The sequence below is a fragment of the Guyparkeria hydrothermalis genome, from assembly GCF_023555385.1.
Lineage (GTDB): Bacteria > Pseudomonadota > Gammaproteobacteria > Halothiobacillales > Halothiobacillaceae > Guyparkeria > Guyparkeria hydrothermalis_A.
The window spans coordinates 960526-983092 of the sequence record NZ_JAJSED010000001.1 but is presented as its reverse complement, the minus strand read 5'-3'; the positions used below and the strand labels follow the sequence as shown (position 1 = coordinate 983092).

The following is a 22567-nucleotide window of genomic DNA, read 5'->3' as shown; positions in this document are numbered from 1 at the left end:
CGTGAATCGATGGACAAGAAACTGCTCGATATCCTGGTGTGCCCCGTGACCAAGGGGCCGCTGATCTACGACAAGGCCAACCGGGAGCTGATCTCGCTTTCCGCGCACCTGGCCTATCCCATCCGTGACGACATCCCGGTGATGCTCGAGGACGAGGCGCGTCAACTGACCGACGACGAATACCAGGCCTGGCGCAAGAAGCACCCGGCCGAAGCGGGGGATGCTGCCTCATGATGGCCGAGACCGACTGGATCGTCATTCCCGCCCGTTACGACTCCAGCCGTCTGCCCGGCAAGCCGCTGGCCGAGATCGACGGCCGGCCGATGATCCACTGGGTTTACGAGCGGGCCATGGCAGCGGGCAGTGAGCACGTGGTCATTGCCACCGACGACGAGCGCATCCAGGAGGCGGCCGCGGAGATCGGTGCGCGGGCGGTGCTGACCAGCGAGGGGCACGAATCCGGCACCGACCGCCTGGCCGAGGTAATCGATCACCTCGAGTTGCCCGACGAGACCGTGGTGGTCAACCTGCAGGGCGACGAGCCGTTGATGCCGCCGGTGTTGCTCGCCCAGGTCGCCAACCTGTTGCGTGCCAAGCCCGATGCCGCGATGGCGACGCTGATGGTGCCGATCACCGAGCGCGAGGAGTTCCTCTCGCCGGACGCGGTGAAGGTGGTTGCCAACGGGCGGGCCGAGGCGATGTATTTCTCTCGCGCGCCGATCCCCTTTCATCGGGATGGCCTGCCGGAAGCAAGAGAAGCGGGTATCTTCGGCTTTCGACACCTTGGCCTGTATGCCTACAGGGCGGGATTCCTGCGCCGTTTCGTGCAAACATCCAGCCCCGAGATCGAGCGCCTCGAGAAGCTCGAGCAGTTGCGGGCATTGTCGATGGGGGAAACGATCGCGATCGCGATCGCCGAGGTCACACCGGCGCCCGGCGTGGACACCGCTGCGGACCTTGAGCGGGTGCGTGCGCTGATGGCCGAGGAGGCCGTCGACTGAACGAGGACCGGCGTGGTCGTCAGTCCTGGTCGCGCTTTCCCTTGCGCTTGAGGTAGATCGCCCCGGCGATGCCCCAGCCGATCAGGAACAGCACGCCGGCACCGTGGCCCAGCCACAGGGTGGCGGCCATGATGCTGCCGAAAACCAGGGTGATAAGCAGAAATTCGAAGGTGCTGCGCTGGATGACCATCGGGTTCGGACTCGTTATGGGCTCGTGTCGTCGGCGTCGAGGAATTCGGTATCCTCGTCGCGGTATGCCGGTTGGCAGATGCACAGGAATCGCAGTGGTGTCTCGCTCTTCGCCTCGATCCGGTGCGCCTGCTGGGGTGCGATGCGGATGATATCACCGGGTACCACCGCGATCCGCTCCTCGCCCAGTTGCAGGACGCCCGCCCCGTCGAGGATGTGATAGACCTCCTCGGCCAGCGGGTGGCGATGCAGGCGAGTACGTTGGCCCGGTGCGACTTCCGCCTCGGCGATGCTCATGCGCTCGATGGCGTGGTGTGTCGGGTGCAGCAGCTCGCGCACGGTCGAGCCATCCGGCGCGTCGATGGGTTCGACCGCGCTGCGGTGGTTGAGATAGGGGCTGCGATCGACTGCGGGCGTCCGGCGACGGGACATCGTTGCTCCTCGAGTACATTCCGACAAGGTTCAGGTAATCGACAGATCATGACAGAAATTCCCTCCAATCTCCCCGAGACCGGGCCGGACGCGCTCGACGATGAAACCCTCTACGCCGATCTGGTTGGGCAGACGGCCAAGATCGGCTGGAGCGAAATCGAGCGGTTCTTCGCCAAGGGGCAGATTCTCAGGATTGCCCCCTCGCTGGACCTGGTCGAGGTGGCGTTCGCCATGATCCGCGATCGCACCGAGCCGGTCGCCGCCTGGCAGGAGGCGGGTGATCTGGCCGCCCTGGATACCGATACCGCGCGCCGCTGGGCCGGTGGCGACGTGACCCTCTGGGCGGTGGTCACCCCGCCGTGGATCCTGGTGCAGGAGACCGACGAGGCCCCGGCCCGGCACTGACCCCGCGACGGAGGGCGGCTGGCATTTCGGCCCGACCTCGGCTACAAGTTAGCTGGCTAATCGAATTCTCCTGCCGGTCGGCTGGATTCGGAAAACGCCGCGGCCGGCACCCACCGTTTCCGAGGTTCCATGAGTCAGGATTCCGCACTGCTTACCCCGGTCGCTCTCGGCGACCTGCACCTGCCCAACCGCGTCATCATGGCGCCGTTGACTCGTTGCCGCGCGACCGTGCCGGGCAACATTCCCAACGACATGATGCGGACCTACTACCGGCAACGCGCCGGTGCCGGGCTGATCATCAGCGAGGCCACCCAGGTGGTACCGGAAGGGCAGGGATACCCTGCGACGCCCGGCATCCACAGCGACGAGCAACAGGCCGGTTGGGAGATGATTACCCGGGCGGTGCACGATGCCGGCGGACGCATGGTCCTGCAGCTGTGGCACGTGGGGCGCGTGTCGCACTCGGACTTCCAGCCCGGCGGCAAGCTGCCGGTGGCGCCGTCGGCCATCGCGATCGACGGGGAAGGCTATGTGCCTTCCGGCGAGAAGAAGCCCTTCGAGACGCCGCGTGCGCTGGAGACCGAGGAGATTCCGCCGCTGGTGGATGCCTATGCGCGGGCCACCGAGCGGGCGCTGGCAGCCGGCGTCGACGGGGTGGAGGTGCATGCGGCCAACGGCTACCTGATCGACCAATTCCTGCGCGACGGGACCAACAAGCGCACCGACCGTTACGGTGGCTCGCTGGAAAACCGCATGCGGTTGTTGCGCGAGGTGTTGGCAGCGGTCATCGGCGTGGCGGGAGCGTCGCGTACCGGCGTGCGCATCTCGCCGTTGCAGCCGATGAACGGCATCCACGACAGTGACCCCTGGGGCACGTTCTCCTACGTGGTGCGGGAGCTCAATCCATTCGGACTGGCGTATCTTCATATTGCCGGCATGGGTGAGGATGCTCCCGGAGCCGCCGGGCCGGCCTTTGATCTGGACGAGCTCGTACCGCTGTTCGACGGGCCGGTGATTCGCAACTACCAGTACGACCAGTCTCGGGCAGAAGCCGACGTGGCCGGCGGACGGGCGGCAGCGGTGGCTTTCGGCGTGCCGTTCATCGCCAATCCCGACCTGGTCGAGCGCATCCGCCGCGACGCGCCGTGGAATGAAGGCGATCCCACCACGTTCTACGGTGGTGGTGAAAAAGGTTATATCGATTACCCGACGCTGGCCGATCTGGCCTGACGTCGTGTCGAGCCGTGAAGACGATAAAAAAGAAAGAGGGAAGGGATAAGCATGAAAGCGATCAAGCAAGCCGTTCGAACCACCGTTGCGGGTACTGCGCTGGCCCTGGCGAGCACGGCGGCCCTGGCGGCCTCCGACCAGCCGGCCACCATCAGTGTCGAGCGACTCTCGATGGAGATGGCCCTCAAGGCCGCCCAGGGGGCGGTGGAGGCCTGCCGCGCCGAGGGCATTCAGATCGGAGTGACGGTAGTCGATCGTGGCGGCAACCCGCAGGTGGTGCTCCGCGACGTTCTCGCTCCGGACCTGACCCTGCGCATCTCGAAGATGAAGGCCTACACCGCACTGTCGTTCAACACCGCCACCTCCACGCTCGAGGAGCGGGGCCAGGGTGCACTCGGCAACGTGCCCGGCCTGATGATGGGGGCCGGTGGCGTCACCATCGAGGCCGGGGGCAAGATCTACGGCGCGATCGGTGTGTCCGGGGCGCCCTCGGGCGATACCGACGAGATGTGTGCCAGCAAGGGCGCCGAAGCGGTCGCCATGGATCTGGAGTTTCTTTGAGCGAATAGCGCCGCTTGGGTAGCGGCCAGCACATGGCCTCGATGCGACAGGCCCGGCAGTGGCCGGGCCTTTGTCGTTGCGGGGCGCGCTTTCAACGGGTTAGCCCCGGGAGGCGCTTCTGGTCGCATTTTTTCTCCCATCGGGTGTTGACGCACCCCCGGTGGATCATTAATATGCCGCCCCACGTCGAGAGACGTATTCCCCGATAGCTCAGTTGGTAGAGCAAGTGACTGTTAATCACTGGGTCGCTGGTTCGAGTCCAGCTCGGGGAGCCAAAGCGCCCGTAGCTCAGTTGGATAGAGCGTCTGGCTACGAACCAGAAGGTCGGGAGTTCGAATCTTCCCGGGCGCGCCAATCAGGTCCCCATCGTCTAGAGGCCTAGGACACCGCCCTTTCACGGCGGTAACAGGGGTTCGAATCCCCTTGGGGACGCCATATAGTCGGGCAGTGCGTGTCACGCGTGCTGCCTTACTTGTTGGTCACCGTAAAACGTGATCGACGCGGCCGGGTAGGCACCGGCCATCAACTAGGTCCCCATCGTCTAGAGGCCTAGGACACCGCCCTTTCACGGCGGTAACAGGGGTTCGAATCCCCTTGGGGACGCCATACGAAGAAAAAGCCCGCGCGGGAAACCGCGCGGGCTTTTTGCTATCCGGGAAGTGAGGTTCAGTGGCCGCCGCCGACCCCGGGGTTGCCGCCACCGAGGGCGCTACCCGTGCCGTCGGCTGTTGGCGAACCACCCAACTTGCCATAGGCGCTACGGTCCATCACTCCCAGCATTTCGTCCTCGCCTAGTGTGTCCTCGCTCTGTTCGAGGTTCTCGTCGTGATACTGCATCAGCAGATCGTCTTCCGGGGTCGCCCAGGGATTGGCATGGCCGGCGTGTGCCGCCCCGGTGACCAGTATGGTGCCGAGGAGGGTGGAAAGGGTGGTCAGTCGCATCGGAATACCTCTTGCGTCTCGTTCGTCAGCCGCCCCGACCGAGGGACGGACTGCTTGTTGTGACCCATAAAAAAATAAATTGTTCCATAAATAAAGACTTAGACGGATTGGCGAAATCGTCTCCGGCAAGGCTCGCTGATGGCTGCTTTACTCCCTAGGCATCACAGCCATCGTCATCATCGGGAGGGCGATATGGGCGGCAAAACCGACGGTCAGGATGGGCGCTTCGTGATCCAGCTCCATGACGCCAGCCAGCGGCATTACGACTTCCGTCTGGAGGTCGATGGCGTGCTGAAGTCGTGGGCGGTGCCCAAGGGGCCGTCCACCGATCCCGCCGAGAAACGCCTGGCCGTGGAGGTGGACGACCACGACATCGACTATGCCGATTTCGAGGGCGTGATTCCGGAAGGGCAGTACGGCGCCGGGACGGTGATGGTCTGGGATCGCGGGGCGTATAGAAACCTCGCAGACGAGGCCTCGGTGGCAGAGGGGCTCGAGCAGGGGCTGGTCGAGGTCTGGCTGGACGGCGAGAAGATTTCCGGCGGCTACGCGCTCAAGCGCATCCAGAAAGGCGAAAAGCCGCAGTGGCTGTTGATCAAGATGCGTGACGAGGCGGCTGATGCCCGTCGCAACCCGGTTTCGACGGAAACGGACTCGGTCAAGAGTGGCCGGTCGCTCGACGAGATTCGCCGGGAGGAGGCATGAACGAGGACGGTGACATCACTCGTCCGGACAAGATCCTGTATCCCGACGATGGCTGGACCAAGGCGGACGTGGTCGGCTATTACCGCCGCGTCGCCGAGTTCATGTTGCCCCATCTGGCCGGCCGGCCGCTGACGCTGCACCGTTTTCCGGACGGCCTCGGCGAGGAAGGGTTCTTTCAGCAGGCATATGCCGAGCACTTCCCCGAGTGGGTCGGTGCGCTGCTGGTGCGTCACGACGAGCCCACTGGGCCGGTCCGCCACATCCTCTGCGAGGACGTCGATTGTCTCGCGTTCCTGGCCGATCAGGCGACCATTACGTTCCATCGCTGGGCTGCGCGCGGCAATGTGATCGATCGACCGGATCTGTTGATCTTCGATCTCGATCCCCCGGACGACGACATGGGCTTGCTCAAGCGCACGGCCCGCCGTGTCGCGGCCCTGATGCGCGACTGTCAGATGTCACCCTTTGTCATGACGACCGGCTCGACCGGCCTGCACGTGGTCGCGCCGCTGCAGGCCCGGCAGGGCTTCGATGACGTGCGCGATCTCGCCGGGGGCATGGCCGAACGGCTTGCGGCTGCCTACCCGGATGAGCTGACCACAGAGCAGCGGCGCGAGGCACGGAAGGGACGGCTGTACCTCGACGTCATGCGCAATGCCTTCGGCCAGACGGCCGTCGCGCCGTATTCCCTGCGTGCCCGGCCCGGTGCGCCGGTGGCTACCCCCCTCGACTGGGTCGAGCTGGACAAGGGCGGCCTGCGTTCGGATAGCTACACCCTGGAGAACGTTTTCCGCCGACTCGGGCAGAAGGGCGATCCCTGGGCCGGCATGTTCGACCAGGCTGCTGACCCCGAGGCCGCTCGCCGGGCTCTTGATCAGCTCGGGTAGGGGAGGCGCCGCGGCGCGGAGCTCAGTCCTCGATCGGTCCGGGGATCTGCCGGCAGTCGAGAGTGGTCTCGTCGCGGGTGAACTGACCTTTCGTCCCTTTGCCGCTGAAGATGATTTGGCCGCTCTCGTCCTCGTAGTGCGAACCCGAAGCGCTGTCGGTTCGAGTCATCATGACGGTCGTGTCGCCGTGGGTCAGGTGGATCTCGCCGCGCCGGATGACGTCGAACACCACGCGTTCGCCCTGGCAGTCGAAGTGATAGGTGGGAATGATCGGTTCGAGCATCATGGCGAGCGTGCGGCTGGAGCCATCCTTCAGCAGCAGCCGTTCGCCGTCCATCTGCCACTCTTCAGTCTGCCGGAGGGCGTTCAGGAACGCTTTTTCCTGACGCATTTTCTCGGCTGAACATTGCTTGCGGGTGGTGCTGATCTCGCCGTAGCCATCTTCCTGACGCGCCTGGCGGTAGTGATTGCAGCCGGCAACGCCACTGAGGTTGCCCTCAGCGTCGACCATCAAGTCGGTGAGGCTGGGGTCGATCGTCGGCAGGGTGGCGATGTTCGAAAGCCGCCAGTGACTGTCGGCCGGTGGCGTGGACGCGGCGAACAGCAGCGGTGCGGCAGCGAGGCCGAGCAGGGCGATAGCCAGGCGGGGCAGGAGTGAAGAGGAAATGCCGGGTTTCATGCAGACAGGCTCCGTGTCGAAATCGAAGAAAGCAGTTTGATAGATCAGGATCGGCTGGACTTGATGAACTCGTCCAGTGCCCGGGCTGTCTCCAGCGGCAACTGGCGCTGAAGGTCCGGGTGCAGGTTCCCGCCGGAGCTGCCGACGATCGGCTGAGTCCAGGTCGGCTGCGCCATGGACCTCGGTCGGCCGAGGTAATCGACCTGAAAGGCGTCCGGGCTGTTCTCCGCGCGCAGGATCAGCGCCGGTGGATCATCGTGGATCTCGATGACCGTGCCGCGGTGCTCCCCGATGTGGATCTCCTGACCGATCAGGGGTTCAAGCAGCTGGAGGATGGTGTTCATGGGCTTCCCATGTGGCGGGCGAGTCGGCTCGCCGGAATGTAAGCTAGGCTTTGAGCCCGGTCGGTCCGATGCCGGCAGGTCGCCCGGGCGTTCAACCCAATCCGATTGATGGTAGCAGGAGCCACCCTTGATGCGTTTCGACCTTCTGGCCAATGAGACCCTCTATAGCGGTTTTTTCTCCCTGCAACGCTACCGGCTGCGCTTCGAGTACTTCGACGGTAGCTGGTCGGAGCCGATCGAACGCGAGATCTTCGAGCGCGGTCACGCCGTTGCGGTGCTGCCGTTCGATCCCGAGCGCGGCGAGGTGGTGCTGATCGAGCAGTTCCGCCCCGGCGCGCTGGAAGCGCCCACCGGGCCCTGGCTGGCCGAGATCGTCGCCGGCATGATCGAGCCGGGCGAATCGGCCGAGGATGTGGCCCGGCGCGAGTCAGACGAGGAAGCGGGGCTGGCCATCGACGAGCTCTATCCGCTCACCCGCTACTGGGTCAGCCCCGGCGGCTGTACCGAGAGCATCTATCTCTTCCTGGCGCGGGTGGACACCTCGCGGATCGATCGCGATGGTGACGGCCTGGTCGACGGCCGGTTCGGCCTGGATCACGAACACGAGGACATCCGGGTGCGGGTGGTGCCGATCGAGCAGGCGGTCGCCGACGTCGAAGGCGGACGGATCGTCGCCGCCGCCCCGGTGATCGCGCTGCTGTGGCTCGACCGGCTGCGGCTTGCCGGCAGGCTTTGACGGTGGCGGACGGGCTAGCCGGCCGGATTTGATAGAATCCCGCCTCTTTCGAATTTATCGCGGTCGGCCGGTCGGGCCGGTGCGAACAACAACCTTCCCAGAATTCATGATCACAAGCCGTTGAGGATCACCAATGCTTGAAGCCTATCGCGAACACAAGGCCGAACGTGCCGAGCAGGACATTCCCCCGCTGGCGCTGAACGCCGAGCAGACAGCCGAGCTGATCGAGCTGATCAAGAACCCGCCGGCCGATGTCGACGGCGACGAGCTCAAGTACCTGCTCTCCCAGCGTGTCCCGCCGGGTGTGGACAAGGCCGCCTACGTCAAGGCCGCTTTCCTCGCCGATCTGGCCAAGGGCGAAGCGAATTCGCCGCTGCTCGACCGTCACGAGGCGGTCGAACTGCTCGGCACCATGATGGGTGGCTATAACGTCGACCCGCTGATCGAGTTGCTCGACGACGAGACGGTCGGTGAGGACGCGGTCAAGGCGCTCTCGAAGCTGGTGATGGTCTACGACGCCTTCCGCGACGTCGAGGACAAGCACCGCGAGGGCAGCAAGAACGCCGGTCGCGTGCTCGAGTCCTGGGCCAACGCCGAGTGGTTCAAGGCCAAGCCCAAGCTCGAGGAAGAGATCGAGGTGATCGTCCTCAAGGTGCCGGGCGAGACCAACACCGACGATCTATCCCCGGCCCAGGAGGCCTGGAGTCGTCCGGACATCCCGTTGCACGCCTGCTCGATGCTGCAGTCGAAGATGCCCGAGGCACTCGACACCATCAAGAAACTGAAGGAGTCCGGCCACAAGATCGCCTACGTCGGCGACGTGGTCGGCACCGGTTCGTCGCGCAAGTCGGCGATCAACTCGGTGCAGTGGCACATCGGTCGCGACATCCCGCACGTGCCCAACAAGCGCACCGGCGGCGTGGTCCTGGGCAGCAAGATCGCCCCGATCTTCTTCAACACCGCCGAGGATTCCGGCGCGCTGCCGATCGAGTGCGACGTCGACCAGATGGAAACCGGTGACGTGCTCACCATCCGTCCCTACGCGGGCGAGGTGCTCAAGAACGGCGAGGTGATCTCGACGTTCAAGATGCGCCCGAGCACGCTGCCCGACGAGGTGCGCGCCGGCGGCCGCATCCCGCTGATCGTCGGCCGCGGCCTGACCGGCAAGGCACGCGAGACGCTCAAGATGGAGCCGTCCGACGAATTCCTGCGCGCCGAGCAGCCGGAAGACACCGGCAAGGGCTTCACGCTCGCGCAGAAGATGGTCGGTCGCGCCTGTGGCGTCGAGGGCGTCCGTCCGGGCACCTACTGCGAGCCGAAGATGGCCACCGTTGGCAGTCAGGACACCACCGGGGCGATGACCCGCGACGAGCTCAAGGAGCTGGCCTGCCTGGGCTTCTCCGCGGATCTGGTCATGCAGTCGTTCTGCCACACCGCGGCCTACCCGCGTCCGGTGGACGTGGCTCTGCAGCACGAGCTGCCGGAGTTCATCTCCACCCGCGGCGGCGTTTCGCTACGCGCCGGTGACGGGGTGATCCACTCCTGGCTCAACCGCATGATCCTGCCGGATACCGTCGGCACCGGCGGCGATTCGCACACCCGCTTCCCGCTGGGCATCTCCTTCCCGGCCGGCTCCGGCCTGGTCGCATTCGCCGCCGCACTGGGTGTGATGCCGCTGGACATGCCGGAATCCGTGCTGGTGCGCTTCAAGGGCGAGATGCAGCCGGGCATTACGCTGCGTGATCTGGTCAACGCGATCCCATACAAGGCGATCCAGAACGGCCAGCTGACCGTCGAGAAGAAGGGCAAGCAGAACGTCTTCAACGGCCGCGTGCTCGAGATCGAGGGCCTGCCGGACCTGAAGGTCGAGCAGGCGTTCGAGTTCGCCGACGCCTCGGCCGAGCGCTCGGCCAACGGCTGTACCGTCCGCCTCGGTCCCGAGCCGATCAAGGAGTTCCTCAAGAGCAACATTACGCTGCTCGAGTGGATGATCAGCCAGGGCTACGAGGACAAGCGCACCTTGGGTCGCCGCATCGAGGCGATGCAGGAATGGCTCGACAACCCCGAGCTGCTCGAGCCGGACGCCGACGCCGAGTACGCCGAGATCATCGAGATCGATCTCAACGAGATCAAGGAGCCGCTGCTCGCCTGCCCGAACGATCCGGACGACATCAAGCCGCTCTCCGAGGTTGCCGGCGACGAGGTCCAGGAAGTGTTCATCGGCTCGTGCATGACCAACATCGGTCACTACCGCGCCGCGGGCAAGGTGCTCGAGTCTTACGGCGGCTCGGTGCCGACCCGCCTGTGGATCGCGCCGCCGACCCGCATGGACCAGCACCAGCTCACCGAGGAGGGTTACTACAACGTCTTCGGTCGCGCCGGTGCCCGGGTCGAGATGCCGGGCTGCTCTCTGTGCATGGGCAACCAGGCGCGCGTCGCCGACGGGGCGACCGTCATGTCGACCTCGACGCGCAACTTCCCCAACCGCATGGGCAAGGATGCGCGCGTCTACCTCGGCTCGGCCGAGCTGTCCGCGGTCACCGCGATCCTCGGCAAGCTGCCGTCGGTCGAGGAGTACCAGGAGCACGTCGCGCACCTGGCCACGATGTCGGCGGACATCTACCGCTACCTCAACTTCAACGAGATCGAGGAGTACCAGGAAGAGGCCACCAAGGGGCTGCAGATGCTCAAGGACATCCCCGTGGTCACCGCCTGATCGGCACGTCCTGTTTTGCCCCGTGACCGGGGCAGGGCTGCTTTCGAACCGCCGGACCGAGGTATTCCTCCGAGAGGAGGGGCACTTCGTCCGGCGGTTTTCTGTTTCGGCCGAAGGCTTCGCGGAGGAAGACCCACAGCGACGAGGTGGTCCACGTCGGCTTAGGGCGCCTCGACGAGCGATCTACCTGCGCTTTCCCGAACATCTCATGGATCGCATGTTTCGTTGAAAATCGCTAATCCCCTGACTAGATTGAGGGTTTGGGCTGGCGAGCGCTCGCGTGTCGCCGGTCGGCGGCATGGTTCGTTACGGTGACGGAGGCGATCGATGAGCAAACGCATGGCTCTGGACGGGCAATCGCTGGATAGGCATGTGGTTCGTGCGGATTCCCCATTCGCGAAGATGCTGGCGCGGGCCGACGTCCGCCTCGACGGCGATCGCCCCTGGGACATGCGTATCCGAGACCCGCGCGCCATCGATCGCATACTCGGCTACGGCAATCTCGGTTTGGGTGAGGCCTACATGGCCGGTTGGGTCGATATCGACCGGGTCGACGAGTTCGTCGTGCGCGTGCTTCGCTCCGGGCTGAGCCGGGAGGTGGGACGCTCGCCGTGGCTGTGGTGGCACGCGCTCAAGGCGCGCCTGTTCAACTGCCAGACCCGCGATCGCTGCTGGGAGGTGGGCGAGCGCCACTACGATATCGGCAACGATTTCTACCGCGACATGCTCGACCCGCGCATGACCTACACCTGCGGTTTCTGGGGCGGAGGCGCCGAGACCCTGGCGGAAGCACAGGAGCACAAGCTCGACATCATCTGTCGCAAGCTCGACCTGAAACCGGGGCAGCGCGTGCTCGACATCGGCTGCGGCTGGGGCAGCTTCATGATCTACGCCGCCGAGCACTACGGCGTGGAATGCGTCGGCCTGACCATCTCGAAGGAACAGGCCGCACTCGGCCGCGAGCTGGCCGGCGATCTGCCGGTGGAATTCCGCCTGATGGACTATCGCGACGTCGACGAGCCCTTTGACCACGTGGTGTCGGTCGGCATGTTCGAACACGTCGGTCGCCACAACTACGACGAATACATGCAAGTCGCCCGTCGCTGCCTCAAGCCCGACGGGCTTTTTTTGCTGCACACCATCGGCACCAACCGCGAGGGCGCGCCGCCGGACCCCTGGATCAGCAAGTACATTTTCCCCAACGGCGAGCTGCCCGCCCTGCAGCAGGTGGTAGACGCCAGCGAGGGGAGGTTTGTCGTCGAGGACATGCACAACTTCGGCGCCGACTACGACCGCACCCTGATGGCCTGGTACGAGAATTTCGAGCAGGCCTGGCCGCTCTGGCGCACGAGCTACGGTGATACCTTCGGTCGGATGTGGAAGTACTACCTGCAATCCTGCGCCGGTGGTTTCCGGGCCCGCCAGATCCAGCTATGGCAGTTCGTCCTGTCGCCTTCGGGCACCCCCGGCGGCTACCGACGCCCCGTATGACTTTTGCCCCTCGACGGGGCGGCTTCTGTCGGTGATCATCGTCTTCCGGCTCAAGACGAACATCACCCACGGAGCCCGATCATGAAACAAGCTATCGAGACCGTCTCCCGCCTGACCTGTCCGGAGTGCGGCGAGTCGTCCCGGCAGACCATGCCGGAAGATGCCTGCCAGTGGTTCTTCGAGTGCCCGTCTTGCGGCGAACTGCTCTCGCCGCTACCGGGGGATTGTTGCGTGTTCTGCTCCTACGGCGACGTTCCCTGTCCGCCGATACAGGAGGCGCGCCGGGACGGCACGGCAGGCTGCTGCGGCAGCTAGATCAAGAGGGCGAGGTGCTGGTGAGGAGGGCGGTCGCCGCTAGCAGGGCCAGTACCAAGCCGATCAGGATGGCGAGATCCCGCCAGTAGCGCCAGTCCTCGCGAGGGTGACGGGAAAACGACCAGCCGCCGTTGTTGGGGCGCGAGCCGTTGGTTGGGGGGCGGCGACGCTGTCGGCGGCGGACGGCAAGGATGATCATGGCCAGCGCGACCAGGGCGACGAGCAAAAGGTCCATCGGATCAGTGCTCGTCGTGTTCCGGGCCGCCGAGGTCCTCGAGACGGACGCGATAGGCCTCTTCCAGCGAGGTGATGCCGGCCAGTGCCATCTCCAGTGCATGACGTGTCAGCGTGCGCATGCCCTTGTCGACCGACAGCTGGCGCAACTCCTCGGTGGTGACGCCGTGGGCGATGTGGTTGGCCATGTCGCGGTCGACGACGATCAACTCGTAGGCCATGGTGCGGCCGACGTAGCCGGTGTGGTCGCAGTGGTCGCATCCCTTGGATCGCCAGAAGGTCGCGTCCTTGTCGACACCCATGGTCTCTTTTATCAGCGCTTCGGGCTGATGCTTCTTCTTGCAATGCGAGCAGAGGATGCGCACCAGTCGTTGCGCGAGCACCGCCATGACCGTCGAGCTGACCAGATAGGGAGCGACGCCCATGTCGACCAGACGGGTGACCGCGCTGGGGGCGTCGTTGGTATGCAGGGTGGAGAACACCAGGTGGCCGGTCAGTGCGGCCTTTACGCCGCTCTCGGCGGTTTCGAGGTCACGCATCTCGCCGATCATGATCACGTCGGGATCGTGGCGCAGGATGTTGCGCAGCGCCCGGCCGAAGGTGTAGCCGATGCCGCCGTGCACCTGCACCTGATCGACGCCGTCCATGTCGTACTCGACCGGGTCCTCGACCGTGATGATATGCGGGTCGGCTGCCTTGACCTCCTGCAGCAGGGAGTAGAGCGTCGTGGTCTTGCCCGACCCGGTCGGCCCCGTGACCAGGATCATGCCCTGGGCCCGGGCGATCAGGTTGCGGATGACCCGCTCGTCGCTCTTGGAAAAGCCCAGTGCGTTGAGCGGTTTGAGGCCCATGTTCTTGTTCAGGATGCGGATGACCACGCTCTCGCCGGTGGAGGTAGGCATCACGGAGATGCGCAGGTCGACCTCCTGCTTGCTCATGTGCACGCGGGCGTGGCCGTCCTGCGGCAGGCGGTGCTCGGCGATGTTCATGCGGCCGAGGATCTTGATGCGGGCGACTACCGCCGCCAGCTCGGACTTCTCGATCGAGCGGATGGTTTGCAGGGCGCCGGAGAGGCGGAACCGCACCAGCACGTTCTCGCGCCGCGGCAGGAAGTGGATGTCCGATGCGCCGCGGCTTATTGCCTGCATCAGGATGGTATTGACCATCTTGACGACCGGCGGGCTGCTGGCCTGGTTCTCGATGTCCGGTTCCTGCTCGTTTGGCTGAACGTCGGCACCCGGCAGTCCGGTTTCCTCACCACTCGACTCGATTCGGTAGGCCCGGTTGATCGCGCTGGTGATCTGGTGCCCGGCGGCCAGTACCGGCTCGATGCCCAGCCCAGTGTAGAAACGCAGGATCGACAGTAATTCCTGGTCGGTGGGCTTCGCGCAGGCAACCACCAGCACCGAGTTACGGCGCGCCAGCGGCAGGACGTTGAGTCGCAGGGCCATTTCGTAGGGGATCAGGGCGGCTACCGTCGGCGGGGGGATGAACCCGCCGAGATTGACCTGCGGGATGCCCAGCTGCGAGCACAGGGCTTCCTCGAGCTGGTCGGGTGAGATCAGCTTGTGCTCGACCAGCCAGTCGCCCAGGTGCATTGCGGGATGGTGTTTGAGCGCCTCGAGCGCCTTTTCGAGGGTGTCGCGGGTGATCGTGCCCCGATGGACGAGTACCTCTCCCAGGCGTTCAACTCGCGCATTGCGCGCCGAGTGCAGCGCCTGGTTGATGTCCGCCTCGCTGCCGATCCTTGTGACCATTCTGGCCTGGGCCGCTTGCGTCATCCCTGTCCGTCTCCGTTTCCGCTGTTCATCATCCCGCTTCTTATCCTACACCCAGTCCGGGCAGGCCGTGCTAACCTGCCGAGCCCCACGGGCCACCCTTGAGCATGCGCATGAGCCACGACAGCCCGCCTTTCTGGCGCAGAAAGCGCCTGAGCGACATGACGCCCGCCGAGTGGGAATCGCTCTGCGACGGCTGTGCCAAGTGCTGTCTGGAGAAGGTCGAGGACGAGGAGGGCGACGTCTACTACACGGACGTCGCCTGCCATCTGCTGGATGCCGGCACCTGCCAGTGCACGGATTATCTCAACCGGCAGACGCGGGTGCCCGGCTGCGTCTGGCTCAAGCCCGAGGACCTCGACGAGTTCGACTGGTTGCCGTCGACCTGCGCCTATCGTCGCATTGCCGAGGGGCGCGATCTGCCGTCGTGGCACCCGCTGGTCACGGGCGATTCGTCGAGCACGGTCAGAAGCGGCCACTCGGTCGCCGGTCGGGCGGTGATCGCCGCCAGTGCCGACCGGGAATCGATCGACTGGGAAGCACATGTCGTCGACTGGCCGCTCGAGGAAAGCGACTGACCCGGCTTGCCCTGCCTGCTTGGCCCCTTGTCACCGCTTGAGCTTGTCCTTCAGGCACTGCATCAGGGCGTTCTCGTCGGGCGGGCCGCCATTCTGCTGAGCCTGCCAGAGTGCCTCGCCGAGGCAGTCGATCATTTCGTGCTCGGCCTCCAGCGGGTCGCCCTTCTTGAGCGAAAGCTCCGCATGCACCGAGCGGATCCCTGCCGGGCGGTCCGTCTGCACCATCTCGCGCAGGGACAGATGCATGCTCATGTGCAGGAACGGGTTGGTCACGCCCATTTCCGGCGGCCAGTCGGCCTCGAGGGCGAACTCCGGCTGGTCGAGCAGCGAGTGGTACTCGGGATGGTCGCGCACCACCTCGAAGATCATCTGTTCGATCGGGGCAAGCGGCTTTTTCTGCTTGCCTTTTGCCCAGGCGTCGATAAAGGGCTGGCGCATCTTGCGGCGGTCGCTTGAGTACATGCTCAGGTCTCTTCGGTAGCGTAACGGGCGATCAGCTCCGGGCTGCATTCCTCGGTCTTGTCGGAAAAGTCGCACAGGTCGCAGACGATGCAGGCGCCGCAGTCCGGCTTGCGCGCCTTGCAGACGTAGCGACCGTGCAGGATCAGCCAGTGGTGGGCATCGAGGCGGTATTCCTTCGGGATCACCTTCAGCAGGCGTTCCTCCACGGCACGCACCGTTTTGCCCTTTGCCAGTCCCGTGCGGTTGGCCACCCGGAAGATGTGCGTGTCGACCGCCATGGTCGGCTGACGGAAGACGGTGTTCAGCACCACGTTGGCGGTCTTGCGGCCCACCCCGGGCAGGGCCTCCAGGGCTTCGCGGTCGGCCGGCACCTCACCGTCGTGTTTCTCGATCAGCTGGCGGGAGAGTGCGTAGACGTTCTTCGCCTTGGTCTTGTACAGGCCGATGGTGCGGATTGCCTCGGTCAGTTCGTCGAGGCCCAGGTCCAGGATGCCCCGAGGCGTGTTTGCCCGTTGGAACAGCGGGCGGGTCGCCTTGTTCACGCCCGCGTCGGTCGCCTGAGCGGAGAGCACCACGGCGACGAGTAGCTCGAATGGGGTCGAGTACTCGAGCTCCGTGGTGGGCTCGGGAAGCTGGCGCTGGAAGCGCGCGAACATCTCGCGTCGGGTGCGGGGGTTCATCGGGTCCGGTCACTCGGGAATCGGGTGGAGGCGTGCATGATAAACTCCGCGCCCTTGCCAAAGAACCGCCAGACGGACATGGGTCCGGGAGAGTCGATTGTGGTGAACAAGCAACTGGGTGTCATCGGAGCAGTCTGGGGCGTGCTGGGCCTGTGCGCGCTGCTGCTCTGGGCCATCTACCGCCTGTCCTTCTATGCCGTCGCTGCCTGGGACGCGCCCTGGGCCTGGTGGCACTGGGCCTTCTTCGCCGTCTGGATGGTATTCATGGTCTACAGCGAGGGTTATAAAGGCTTCCAGAAGGGCTTTTCGCCGCGCGTGGTTGCCCGTGCCGTGCATTTGTCCCGCCACCCGGTGGGCTGGCATGTGGCCCTCGCGCCGCTCTACTGCATGGGCTACATCCACGCGACGAAAAAGCGTCGCATCGTCGCGCTTTCCGTGACCGCCGGCGTGGTGACGCTGGTGCTGTTCGTCAGTCAGTTGCCGCAGCCGTGGCACGGCATCGTCGATATGGGCGTGGTCGCGGGCCTGATCTACGGGGTGGCGGCGATTCTTGCCTTTGCCATCAAGGTCGTCGCCGGTCAGCCGCTCGACTGGCCCACCGACGTGCCGGCCACCGAACCACAGGCCGGCTGACCATGGCCAGGTCGCATGACGATCGCCCCCGCCTGTCGCGAGTCGTCACTCGCAGCGGCGATCGTGGCGAGACCGGACTGGCCGACGGCCGGCGGCTGCCCAAGCAGGACATCGCCATCGAACTGCTGGGTGAGCTCGATGAACTGAACGCACGTCTCGGCTTGCTAGCCGTCTCGCTGGATGATGAACCCCAACGGCTGGACTTCGTCCGCGAGCAGCAGCAGGCGGTATTCGATCTGGGCGGTTTCGTCGCCATGGGCGAGATGGCCGAGCCGTCGCAACTGCCGTCGATCGAGCGTCTCGAGGCCTGGATCGAGGCGGCCAACGCCGATCTGCCGCCCCTGCGCGAGTTCATCCTTCCCGGGGGCAGCGAGGCCATGGCCCGGGCGCACCTCGCGCGCACCGGCACACGTCGGGCCGAACGGTTGGCCTGGGCCTGGTGTTCAGCCGACGAGGGCGCCGCGCTGGCCACCTACCTCAACCGGCTGTCGGATGCCTGGTTCGTCTTCGCCCGCCTGCTCGATCCGGCAGGGCGGCATACCGTCTACTGGCGCGGCGCGTCGTCGGAAGACGCCTCGGATTGATCCCGCGCCGACAGCGAGGTCCGGCCCAGTTCCGCCTGCCATTCCCGATGGTGTTCGCCGAAGCGTGCCAGCGCGGGGATTTCCCTGAGCAAGGCAGCCGGCAGTTCCGGTGCATGCCCCTCGATGGCGTTCTCGATTTCTTCGAGGCTGATGGCCGATCCCGGCCGTGCCGGCAGGAAGCAGGTTGCGTCGTCCGATTCGGTCACGCGCAGCAATTCCGCTTCCACCAGTTTTTCCAGTAGCGGGTCGATCCACACCTCGGCCAGCACCCGGTATCGACCGACGCGCTCGGCCAGCTGGTCCCGATCCGGGGGCAGCTGACCGGCCTCGAAGCGTCGTTCGATCTCGTCGAGCAACACGATGGCGGCCGCGAGGCGCTGGCTGGGATGGGTGCCTTCCTCGTCACCCAGGCTCAGACGGTCGCTGTGCTGCCAGCCATAGCTGATGCCGGCGCCGATCAGCACGATCATCCAGGCGATCTGCAGCCAGACCAGGAACAGCACCAGCGAGGCGAATGCCGAGTACACGGCCGTGTAGCTGGTCGATCCCGCGATCAGCCCGCCGAATACCAGTCCCAGCAGGTTCCAGAGCACCGCGGCGACCAGACCGCCGACCAGGGCGGCGCTCGCCTTTACCCGCGTATTCGGGATGAACAGGTAGAGGAAGGCGAACGCCCCGGTCCAGATCGCCAGTGGCACCAGGTAGCCAAGCCACTTGAGCATGGTCGCCAGGATCGACAGCGCGGCGAAGTCGCGGATCACTGGTGCGGCGAGCAGGGTGGCCGTGAGACTGCCGGCAGCGATCACCAGTACCGGGCCGACCATCAGTACCGAGAGGTAGTTGGCGAAACGTGCCGACATCGAGCGCATCTGGTGCACATGCCAGATGCGGTTGAAGACCCGCTCGATCTTCTGCATCAGGGCGATGACGGTGTAGAAGAGCAGCGCGACGCCTACCGCACCCAATACGCCGACGCGGATGTTGTCGACGAAACTGAGAATCCGCAGTGTCAGCTCGTCGGCGGCATCACCCAGCGGGGCTAGCAGCGAGAGCAGGAACGGCTCGATCACGGATGCCGACCCGAACGCCTTGAGCACCGAGAACGTGACGGCAAGCAACGGCACCATCGACAGGAGCGTGGTGTACGACAGGCTCATGGCGTTGAGTTGCAGGTCGCCGCGGGATGCCGAGGACATCACGTTGAGGAACGCCCGCGTCAGGCGCTGGACAAACTGGGAGAGGCGGCCGGTTGGTCGGTCGTGCCAGATCCAGCGCTTGAGTGGTCGGATCCATTCTGACGGTTTCAGAGGCGTCATCGTGCGATGCGGTCCTTCGGCGAGGTGGTTGTCGGTGGTCGGGAAGAGGCCGATGCCAGCGGCGCTGGCTGCGTTATGATGTCGGGCCCGGCACGCCGAGGGCGTGTCGGCGCCGCGACGGCACCATTGTTCGAGGGAGCTTAGCACCAGATGGAAACGAGACAGACGCTCAACGACCTCCCCGAGGTTCCGGTGGTCCTGGCAATTGCCGGCCACGACCCGAGCGGCGGGGCGGGCATCCACGCGGACATCGAGGCGATCGTCAGCCAGGGCGTGCATCCGGCCACGGCGATCACGGCGCTTACCGTGCAGGACACGGTCAACGTGCACGGCTTCGTGCCCAGCGATCCCAAGCTGGTGATCGACCAGTCGCTTGCGGTGCTCAATGACATGCCGGTCGGAGCGATCAAGATCGGCATGCTCGGCACCGTCGAACTGGTGGAAGCGGTCGCCACCGTGCTGGCGCGTCACCCGGAAATCCCGGTGGTGCTCGACCCGGTGCTCGTGGCCGGTGGGGGCGGCTCGCTGGGCGACAATGCCGTTGCCGCGGCGATTGCCGAACACCTGTTCCCACGCGCCACGATCGCCACCCCCAATGCCCACGAAGGCCGGGTGCTGGCGCCGGAGGGTCGCGATTTGCAGGAGCGCGGCGCCATCCTCTCCGCGCTCGGTGCCGAATACGTGCTCCTCAAGGGTGGCGACGAGCCGGGCGAGAAGGTCGAGAACTGGCTGTTCGGAGTCGATCCGGCACGCCGCTTCGTCTACGAGCGACTGGCCGGCAAGTACCACGGCTCGGGTTGCACTCTCTCCTCGGCGATCGCCGGGCTGATCGCACAGGGCAGTGACCCGGTAAATGCCGTGCATGAGGGCCTGGAATACACGCACCAGACCCTGATGTACGCGGCGGCCATCGGCCGCGGCCAACTGGTGCCGCACCGGCTGTTCTGGGCCGACGACGAGGGTGGCGCCGACATGAACGACGAGCCCCCGGGCTCCTCGCGAGTACACTGAACGACCAAGAGGACGCGATGGAAAACGTTCGCCCCAGCACCGACCAGATGCTGCGTCAGCTCGACCACATCGCTCATGAAATGCAGCAGGCAGGCCTGTGGTCGGACGAGCGCCCCAGCGACGAGGCCCTGGCCAGCCCCAATCCGTTCTGCTTCGACACCCTGGCGTTCCAGGAGTGGCTGCAGTGGAAATTCCTGCCCCAGATGCGCGAGTTGCTGGAGCAGTTCGGCACGCCGCCTGAGAACTGCTCGATGGCGCCGCTGGCCGAGCATCAGTTCCTCGAGCTCGAGGAGGAGACGGACCGGCTGCTGGCGGAGATCGCCGAGTTCGACAATCTCGCCTGGCATTTCTTCAACGCCCGCTGAACCGGGCCCGACCGACTGGACCGGATACCCATGACCGATTCGAACCGCCGTTTTGAAAACGACTGGTCGCTCGCGACCCAGGCCATCCGCACGGGCCACCACCCGACGCCCGAGCGTGAGCACGGCGAGCCGATCTTCACCACTTCGAGCTTCACGTTCGAGTCGGCCGAGCAGGCCGCCGCCCGCTTCGCCGGCGACGAGCCGGGCAACATCTACGCGCGGTTCACCAACCCGACCACGCGCATCTTCGAGGAGCGGCTCGCCGTGATGGAAGGCGGCGAGGACTGCGTTGCCACCGCCTCGGGCATGTCGGCCATCCTGTCGACCGTCATGGCCCTGTGCGAGGCCGGCGACGAGGTCGTGATCGCCCGGCAGGTGTTCGGTACCACCAAGGTGCTGTTCGACAAGTACATGGCCAAGTTCGGCTTGGTGGTCCGCTGGGTGAACCTGACCGACTGGTCACAGTGGGAGGAGGCCGTCGGTGAGCGCACACGGATGCTGTTCATCGAGACGCCATCGAATCCGCTGACCGAGGTCGCGGACATCAGCCGGCTGGCCAAACTGGCCCACGGGCACGATGCCGCGCTGGTGGTCGACAACTGCTTCTGCACCCCGGCACTGCAGCGGCCGCTGAGCCTGGGCGCGGACATCGTCATCCACTCGGCGACCAAGTTCCTCGACGGTCAGGGTCGGGCAATCGGCGGGGCGGTAGTCGGTGACGCCGAGCGCGTCGGCAAGGAAGTGCGCGGTTTCCTGCGCACCTGCGGCCCGACGATGGCGCCGTTCAACGCCTGGATCTTCGCCAAGGGCCTGGAGACGCTCAACCTGCGCATGGAGGCGCACAGCCGCCACGCCCGCGAGGTGGCCGACTGGCTGGTCGCCCATCACAACGTCGCCCGGGTGCATTTCCCGGGACTGCCCGACCATCCTCAGGCAGACATCATTGCCGCGCAACAGACCGGCCCGGGTGCGATTGTCTCCTTCGTGGTCGATGGTGGCCGCCAGGCGGCGTGGAACGTGATCAACGGCACCCGGATGCTCTCGATCACCGCCAATCTCGGCGATACCAAGACCACCATCACCCATCCGGCCAGCACCACGCACGGCCGGTTGTCGCCGGAGGCGCGTGCCGAGGCAGGCATCGACGAGGGCCTGGTGCGGTTGTCTGTCGGACTCGAGGACCCGCAGGACATCATCGCCGATCTGGCTCGCGGGCTGGGCGAGCAGATCGACTGACCCGCCCGCCGGTCAGTCGGGCAGCCGCTTGAGTCGTTGCGGCTGAGGCCGGACCAGCACCAGATCGCCGCTTTCCACGGCTTGGCGGCCGGTGTATCGGATGGTGCTGTCGCGCTCGCCGAGGTAGGTGATGCGGGCCATTCCCAATGACTGCGGTTCGCGAACCGGTCCGGCCGTCGTCTCCGTGGACGGTCGAGTCAAGAGATTGACACCCAGCCAGTCGACCGGCACGCCCGGTTCGACGACCATCAATCGGTCGCCACCGCGCAGGCCGTCCTCACGTCCCAGATCGATCCGCAGGTCGGTAATACCGCCACGCGGTTGCGTGGAGAGTACGCGGCCGACCAACGGGCGGCAGCGGATGGTGTCGAGTACGCCGGTGGCGAGCCGCTCGACGCCCTCGTCGAGCGAGCGGCCCCATTGCGTTTCCCAGAACCGTTCCGAGTGCGCATTGATGTCGGGCGAGAACGGCTTGCCGCCGGTGGCCTCCAGATCGAAACGCCAGGTTGCCAGTCGTGCCCCTTGCGCGCCGTCATCCAGCGTCGCCTGTAGCTGCCCCGCGCGGGGCTGGTACTGATCCGGCACCAACAGGAAGCGGGAGGGACGGCCTTCGGTGGTCACGTCACTGGCGCCCAGGCGGAGGAAGTAGGGCGCGGCATGGCGGGCGAAGGCATCCATTGCCGGTGAAAGCCCTTCGCTACGGGTCGGCGGCAGGGTGCGGACTACCTGATGACCGCCCGCTTCCAGCCGGCGCTCAAGTCGGGCGGCGAGAGCGGACGCGAGCCCGGTCACGTCGCCGGGTTCGTGCACGATACGCGCCTCGGTGATTACCAGCCGATGGCTGGCATGGCAGGCTTCGCTGTCGGCCGCCGTTGCGGAAGATGTCGCTATCGGCAGGAGCAAGGCGGCGAGGGCCAGCCAGGTCGAGCGGCGCCGGATCGGCTGACCGGGGGTGGCAGGTCGAGTCGTTGGGGTCATGTTCGCCAGTATCGTGTTGAATGCGTCCCTTGTCGAAGCACGAGCTGTGCCATTCCGCTCTGTCATCGGTTCGGTGGAA

The 22567-nt window shown here is 65.6% G+C and carries 28 protein-coding genes and 4 tRNA genes; 21 read left to right on the top strand and 11 right to left on the bottom strand.

All coding sequences use genetic code 11. The features are described 5' to 3' along the window. The first annotated feature begins 9 nt into the window (after positions 1-9). Positions 10-234: a Trm112 family protein gene (locus LV476_RS04575; RefSeq protein WP_250073881.1), complete on the top strand. Its 225-nt coding sequence runs from the start codon at positions 10-12 to the stop codon at positions 232-234. Next, positions 231-1001 carry a 3-deoxy-manno-octulosonate cytidylyltransferase gene (gene kdsB, locus LV476_RS04570; RefSeq protein ID WP_250073879.1) on the top strand — a complete coding sequence of 257 codons (771 nt, stop codon included), beginning with the start codon at positions 231-233 and terminating at the stop codon, positions 999-1001. Before LV476_RS04575 ends, kdsB begins: the two co-directional genes overlap by 4 nt. A 19-nt stretch (positions 1002-1020) precedes the next feature. Here the strand turns inward: kdsB and LV476_RS04565 are convergent, their stop codons facing one another. Both LV476_RS04565 and LV476_RS04560 read right to left on the bottom strand, forming a co-directional pair. Continuing rightward, on the bottom strand, positions 1021-1191 hold the full coding sequence (locus tag LV476_RS04565) for a hypothetical protein (RefSeq protein ID WP_250073877.1): 171 nt from the start codon (positions 1189-1191) through the stop codon (positions 1021-1023). A gap of 14 nt (positions 1192-1205) precedes the next feature. Next, positions 1206-1622: a cupin domain-containing protein gene (locus LV476_RS04560; protein ID WP_250073875.1), complete on the bottom strand. Its 417-nt coding sequence runs from the start codon at positions 1620-1622 to the stop codon at positions 1206-1208. A 48-nt stretch (positions 1623-1670) separates the two neighbouring features. Between LV476_RS04560 and LV476_RS04555 the strand changes: the two genes are divergently transcribed. From LV476_RS04555 to LV476_RS04525, 7 genes are all read left to right on the top strand, one after another. Further along, positions 1671-2027, top strand: a complete 357-nt coding sequence (locus LV476_RS04555; protein WP_250073873.1) for a DUF2288 domain-containing protein — start codon at positions 1671-1673, stop codon at positions 2025-2027. A 129-nt stretch (positions 2028-2156) separates the two neighbouring features. Beyond that, positions 2157-3257, top strand: coding sequence for an alkene reductase (locus LV476_RS04550; RefSeq protein WP_250073871.1), 1101 nt, complete (start codon positions 2157-2159; stop codon positions 3255-3257). A 51-nt stretch (positions 3258-3308) separates the two neighbouring features. Continuing rightward, entirely contained in the window at positions 3309-3818 is a 510-nt protein-coding gene (locus tag LV476_RS04545) for a GlcG/HbpS family heme-binding protein (protein WP_250073869.1), read from the top strand. 199 nt (positions 3819-4017) lie between these two features. Beyond that, positions 4018-4093, top strand: a tRNA-Asn gene (locus LV476_RS04540). Between the two features lie 2 nt (positions 4094-4095). Further along, positions 4096-4172 (top strand) — tRNA-Arg (locus LV476_RS04535). 5 nt (positions 4173-4177) lie between these two features. Next, positions 4178-4253, top strand: a tRNA-Glu gene (locus LV476_RS04530). Between the two features lie 95 nt (positions 4254-4348). Further along, positions 4349-4424, top strand: a tRNA-Glu gene (locus tag LV476_RS04525). 60 nt (positions 4425-4484) lie between these two features. On the opposite strand, the gene LV476_RS04520 is transcribed toward LV476_RS04525, so the two are convergent. After that, the gene (locus LV476_RS04520; RefSeq protein ID WP_250073867.1) at positions 4485-4760 is read right to left on the bottom strand and encodes a hypothetical protein; all 276 of its coding nucleotides are present in this window, start codon (positions 4758-4760) and stop codon (positions 4485-4487) included. Positions 4761-4952: 192 nt separating this feature from the next. Here LV476_RS04520 and LV476_RS04515 point away from each other — a divergent pair, with 192 nt between their 5' ends. Both LV476_RS04515 and ligD read left to right on the top strand, forming a co-directional pair. Beyond that, on the top strand, positions 4953-5465 hold the full coding sequence (locus LV476_RS04515; RefSeq protein ID WP_250073865.1) for a DNA polymerase ligase N-terminal domain-containing protein: 513 nt from the start codon (positions 4953-4955) through the stop codon (positions 5463-5465). Continuing rightward, positions 5462-6352: a non-homologous end-joining DNA ligase gene (ligD, locus tag LV476_RS04510; protein WP_250073863.1), complete on the top strand. Its 891-nt coding sequence runs from the start codon at positions 5462-5464 to the stop codon at positions 6350-6352. The genes LV476_RS04515 and ligD overlap by 4 nt, the downstream gene beginning before the upstream one ends. A gap of 22 nt (positions 6353-6374) precedes the next feature. On the opposite strand, the gene LV476_RS04505 is transcribed toward ligD, so the two are convergent. Together LV476_RS04505 and LV476_RS04500 are read right to left on the bottom strand one after the other, a co-directional pair. Further along, positions 6375-7031, bottom strand: a complete 657-nt coding sequence (locus tag LV476_RS04505; RefSeq protein WP_250073861.1) for an META domain-containing protein — start codon at positions 7029-7031, stop codon at positions 6375-6377. A gap of 44 nt (positions 7032-7075) precedes the next feature. Beyond that, positions 7076-7375 (bottom strand): hypothetical protein, encoded by a 300-nt coding sequence (locus LV476_RS04500; protein WP_250073859.1) that lies wholly within the window; start codon positions 7373-7375, stop codon positions 7076-7078. A 130-nt stretch (positions 7376-7505) separates the two neighbouring features. Between LV476_RS04500 and LV476_RS04495 the strand changes: the two genes are divergently transcribed. The 4 genes from LV476_RS04495 to LV476_RS04480 all read left to right on the top strand — a co-directional run bounded on the left by LV476_RS04495 (position 7506) and on the right by LV476_RS04480 (position 12633). Then, complete coding sequence (locus tag LV476_RS04495) at positions 7506-8111, top strand: NUDIX domain-containing protein (protein ID WP_250073857.1); 606 nt, start codon at positions 7506-7508, stop codon at positions 8109-8111. Between the two features lie 133 nt (positions 8112-8244). Then, the gene (acnB, locus tag LV476_RS04490) at positions 8245-10827 is read left to right on the top strand and encodes a bifunctional aconitate hydratase 2/2-methylisocitrate dehydratase (protein WP_250073855.1); all 2583 of its coding nucleotides are present in this window, start codon (positions 8245-8247) and stop codon (positions 10825-10827) included. A gap of 327 nt (positions 10828-11154) precedes the next feature. Next, on the top strand, positions 11155-12318 hold the full coding sequence (gene cfa / locus LV476_RS04485; RefSeq protein ID WP_349665994.1) for a cyclopropane fatty acyl phospholipid synthase: 1164 nt from the start codon (positions 11155-11157) through the stop codon (positions 12316-12318). Positions 12319-12399: 81 nt separating this feature from the next. Next, positions 12400-12633, top strand: coding sequence for a GDCCVxC domain-containing (seleno)protein (locus LV476_RS04480; RefSeq protein ID WP_250073853.1), 234 nt, complete (start codon positions 12400-12402; stop codon positions 12631-12633). 1 nt (position 12634) lies between these two features. Here the strand turns inward: LV476_RS04480 and LV476_RS04475 are convergent, their stop codons facing one another. Continuing rightward, positions 12635-12868 carry a hypothetical protein gene (locus LV476_RS04475; protein ID WP_250073851.1) on the bottom strand — a complete coding sequence of 78 codons (234 nt, stop codon included), beginning with the start codon at positions 12866-12868 and terminating at the stop codon, positions 12635-12637. A gap of 4 nt (positions 12869-12872) precedes the next feature. Continuing rightward, on the bottom strand, positions 12873-14624 hold the full coding sequence (locus LV476_RS04470; protein ID WP_250073849.1) for a GspE/PulE family protein: 1752 nt from the start codon (positions 14622-14624) through the stop codon (positions 12873-12875). Positions 14625-14758: 134 nt separating this feature from the next. On the opposite strand from LV476_RS04470, the gene LV476_RS04465 reads away from it, so the two are divergent. Continuing rightward, a complete protein-coding gene (locus LV476_RS04465) occupies positions 14759-15223 on the top strand; it encodes a YcgN family cysteine cluster protein (RefSeq protein WP_250073847.1) in 465 nt (154 codons plus the stop codon). A gap of 30 nt (positions 15224-15253) precedes the next feature. Here the strand turns inward: LV476_RS04465 and LV476_RS04460 are convergent, their stop codons facing one another. Next, the gene (locus LV476_RS04460) at positions 15254-15685 is read right to left on the bottom strand and encodes a DUF1841 family protein (protein ID WP_250073845.1); all 432 of its coding nucleotides are present in this window, start codon (positions 15683-15685) and stop codon (positions 15254-15256) included. Between the two features lie 2 nt (positions 15686-15687). Beyond that, a complete protein-coding gene (nth, locus tag LV476_RS04455) occupies positions 15688-16365 on the bottom strand; it encodes an endonuclease III (protein WP_250073842.1) in 678 nt (225 codons plus the stop codon). 102 nt (positions 16366-16467) lie between these two features. Here nth and LV476_RS04450 point away from each other — a divergent pair, with 102 nt between their 5' ends. Together LV476_RS04450 and LV476_RS04445 are read left to right on the top strand one after the other, a co-directional pair. Continuing rightward, on the top strand, positions 16468-16998 hold the full coding sequence (locus LV476_RS04450) for a hypothetical protein (protein ID WP_250073841.1): 531 nt from the start codon (positions 16468-16470) through the stop codon (positions 16996-16998). A gap of 2 nt (positions 16999-17000) precedes the next feature. Beyond that, positions 17001-17582, top strand: coding sequence for a cob(I)yrinic acid a,c-diamide adenosyltransferase (locus LV476_RS04445; RefSeq protein WP_250073839.1), 582 nt, complete (start codon positions 17001-17003; stop codon positions 17580-17582). Here the strand turns inward: LV476_RS04445 and LV476_RS04440 are convergent. Further along, the gene (locus tag LV476_RS04440) at positions 17543-18898 is read right to left on the bottom strand and encodes a YihY/virulence factor BrkB family protein (protein ID WP_250073837.1); all 1356 of its coding nucleotides are present in this window, start codon (positions 18896-18898) and stop codon (positions 17543-17545) included. The two genes, LV476_RS04445 and LV476_RS04440, sit on opposite strands and share 40 nt — an antisense overlap. 150 nt (positions 18899-19048) lie before the next feature. Between LV476_RS04440 and thiD the strand changes: the two genes are divergently transcribed. Genes thiD through LV476_RS04425 form a run of 3 tightly spaced genes read left to right on the top strand, consistent with a single transcriptional unit; the run spans position 19049 to position 21510 of the window. Beyond that, the gene (thiD, locus tag LV476_RS04435; RefSeq protein ID WP_250073835.1) at positions 19049-19909 is read left to right on the top strand and encodes a bifunctional hydroxymethylpyrimidine kinase/phosphomethylpyrimidine kinase; all 861 of its coding nucleotides are present in this window, start codon (positions 19049-19051) and stop codon (positions 19907-19909) included. Between the two features lie 17 nt (positions 19910-19926). After that, positions 19927-20274: a YqcC family protein gene (locus tag LV476_RS04430; protein ID WP_250073833.1), complete on the top strand. Its 348-nt coding sequence runs from the start codon at positions 19927-19929 to the stop codon at positions 20272-20274. A gap of 30 nt (positions 20275-20304) precedes the next feature. Further along, a complete protein-coding gene (locus LV476_RS04425; RefSeq protein WP_250073831.1) occupies positions 20305-21510 on the top strand; it encodes an O-succinylhomoserine sulfhydrylase in 1206 nt (401 codons plus the stop codon). A gap of 12 nt (positions 21511-21522) precedes the next feature. On the opposite strand, the gene LV476_RS04420 is transcribed toward LV476_RS04425, so the two are convergent. Then, positions 21523-22488, bottom strand: a complete 966-nt coding sequence (locus tag LV476_RS04420; protein WP_250073829.1) for a hypothetical protein — start codon at positions 22486-22488, stop codon at positions 21523-21525. Positions 22489-22567: the final 79 nt, after the last annotated feature.

Excerpts from the sequence above, each read along its gene's own strand:
- LV476_RS04575 (WP_250073881.1), top strand. The coding sequence starts at position 10 with ATGGACAAGAAACTGCTCGATATCCTGGTGTGCCCCGTGACCAAGGGG.
- kdsB (WP_250073879.1), top strand. The coding sequence starts at position 231 with ATGATGGCCGAGACCGACTGGATCGTCATTCCCGCCCGTTACGACTCC.
- LV476_RS04565 (WP_250073877.1), bottom strand. The coding sequence starts at position 1,191 with ATGGTCATCCAGCGCAGCACCTTCGAATTTCTGCTTATCACCCTGGTT.
- LV476_RS04560 (WP_250073875.1), bottom strand. The coding sequence starts at position 1,622 with ATGTCCCGTCGCCGGACGCCCGCAGTCGATCGCAGCCCCTATCTCAAC.
- LV476_RS04555 (WP_250073873.1), top strand. The coding sequence starts at position 1,671 with ATGACAGAAATTCCCTCCAATCTCCCCGAGACCGGGCCGGACGCGCTC.
- LV476_RS04550 (WP_250073871.1), top strand. The coding sequence starts at position 2,157 with ATGAGTCAGGATTCCGCACTGCTTACCCCGGTCGCTCTCGGCGACCTG.
- LV476_RS04545 (WP_250073869.1), top strand. The coding sequence starts at position 3,309 with ATGAAAGCGATCAAGCAAGCCGTTCGAACCACCGTTGCGGGTACTGCG.
- LV476_RS04520 (WP_250073867.1), bottom strand. The coding sequence starts at position 4,760 with ATGCGACTGACCACCCTTTCCACCCTCCTCGGCACCATACTGGTCACC.
- LV476_RS04515 (WP_250073865.1), top strand. The coding sequence starts at position 4,953 with ATGGGCGGCAAAACCGACGGTCAGGATGGGCGCTTCGTGATCCAGCTC.
- ligD (WP_250073863.1), top strand. The coding sequence starts at position 5,462 with ATGAACGAGGACGGTGACATCACTCGTCCGGACAAGATCCTGTATCCC.
- LV476_RS04505 (WP_250073861.1), bottom strand. The coding sequence starts at position 7,031 with ATGAAACCCGGCATTTCCTCTTCACTCCTGCCCCGCCTGGCTATCGCC.
- LV476_RS04500 (WP_250073859.1), bottom strand. The coding sequence starts at position 7,375 with ATGAACACCATCCTCCAGCTGCTTGAACCCCTGATCGGTCAGGAGATC.
- LV476_RS04495 (WP_250073857.1), top strand. The coding sequence starts at position 7,506 with ATGCGTTTCGACCTTCTGGCCAATGAGACCCTCTATAGCGGTTTTTTC.
- acnB (WP_250073855.1), top strand. The coding sequence starts at position 8,245 with ATGCTTGAAGCCTATCGCGAACACAAGGCCGAACGTGCCGAGCAGGAC.
- cfa (WP_349665994.1), top strand. The coding sequence starts at position 11,155 with ATGAGCAAACGCATGGCTCTGGACGGGCAATCGCTGGATAGGCATGTG.
- LV476_RS04480 (WP_250073853.1), top strand. The coding sequence starts at position 12,400 with ATGAAACAAGCTATCGAGACCGTCTCCCGCCTGACCTGTCCGGAGTGC.
- LV476_RS04475 (WP_250073851.1), bottom strand. The coding sequence starts at position 12,868 with ATGGACCTTTTGCTCGTCGCCCTGGTCGCGCTGGCCATGATCATCCTT.
- LV476_RS04470 (WP_250073849.1), bottom strand. The coding sequence starts at position 14,624 with ATGGTCACAAGGATCGGCAGCGAGGCGGACATCAACCAGGCGCTGCAC.
- LV476_RS04465 (WP_250073847.1), top strand. The coding sequence starts at position 14,759 with ATGAGCCACGACAGCCCGCCTTTCTGGCGCAGAAAGCGCCTGAGCGAC.
- LV476_RS04460 (WP_250073845.1), bottom strand. The coding sequence starts at position 15,685 with ATGTACTCAAGCGACCGCCGCAAGATGCGCCAGCCCTTTATCGACGCC.
- nth (WP_250073842.1), bottom strand. The coding sequence starts at position 16,365 with ATGAACCCCCGCACCCGACGCGAGATGTTCGCGCGCTTCCAGCGCCAG.
- LV476_RS04445 (WP_250073839.1), top strand. The coding sequence starts at position 17,001 with ATGGCCAGGTCGCATGACGATCGCCCCCGCCTGTCGCGAGTCGTCACT.
- LV476_RS04440 (WP_250073837.1), bottom strand. The coding sequence starts at position 18,898 with ATGACGCCTCTGAAACCGTCAGAATGGATCCGACCACTCAAGCGCTGG.
- thiD (WP_250073835.1), top strand. The coding sequence starts at position 19,049 with ATGGAAACGAGACAGACGCTCAACGACCTCCCCGAGGTTCCGGTGGTC.
- LV476_RS04430 (WP_250073833.1), top strand. The coding sequence starts at position 19,927 with ATGGAAAACGTTCGCCCCAGCACCGACCAGATGCTGCGTCAGCTCGAC.
- LV476_RS04425 (WP_250073831.1), top strand. The coding sequence starts at position 20,305 with ATGACCGATTCGAACCGCCGTTTTGAAAACGACTGGTCGCTCGCGACC.
- LV476_RS04420 (WP_250073829.1), bottom strand. The coding sequence starts at position 22,488 with ATGACCCCAACGACTCGACCTGCCACCCCCGGTCAGCCGATCCGGCGC.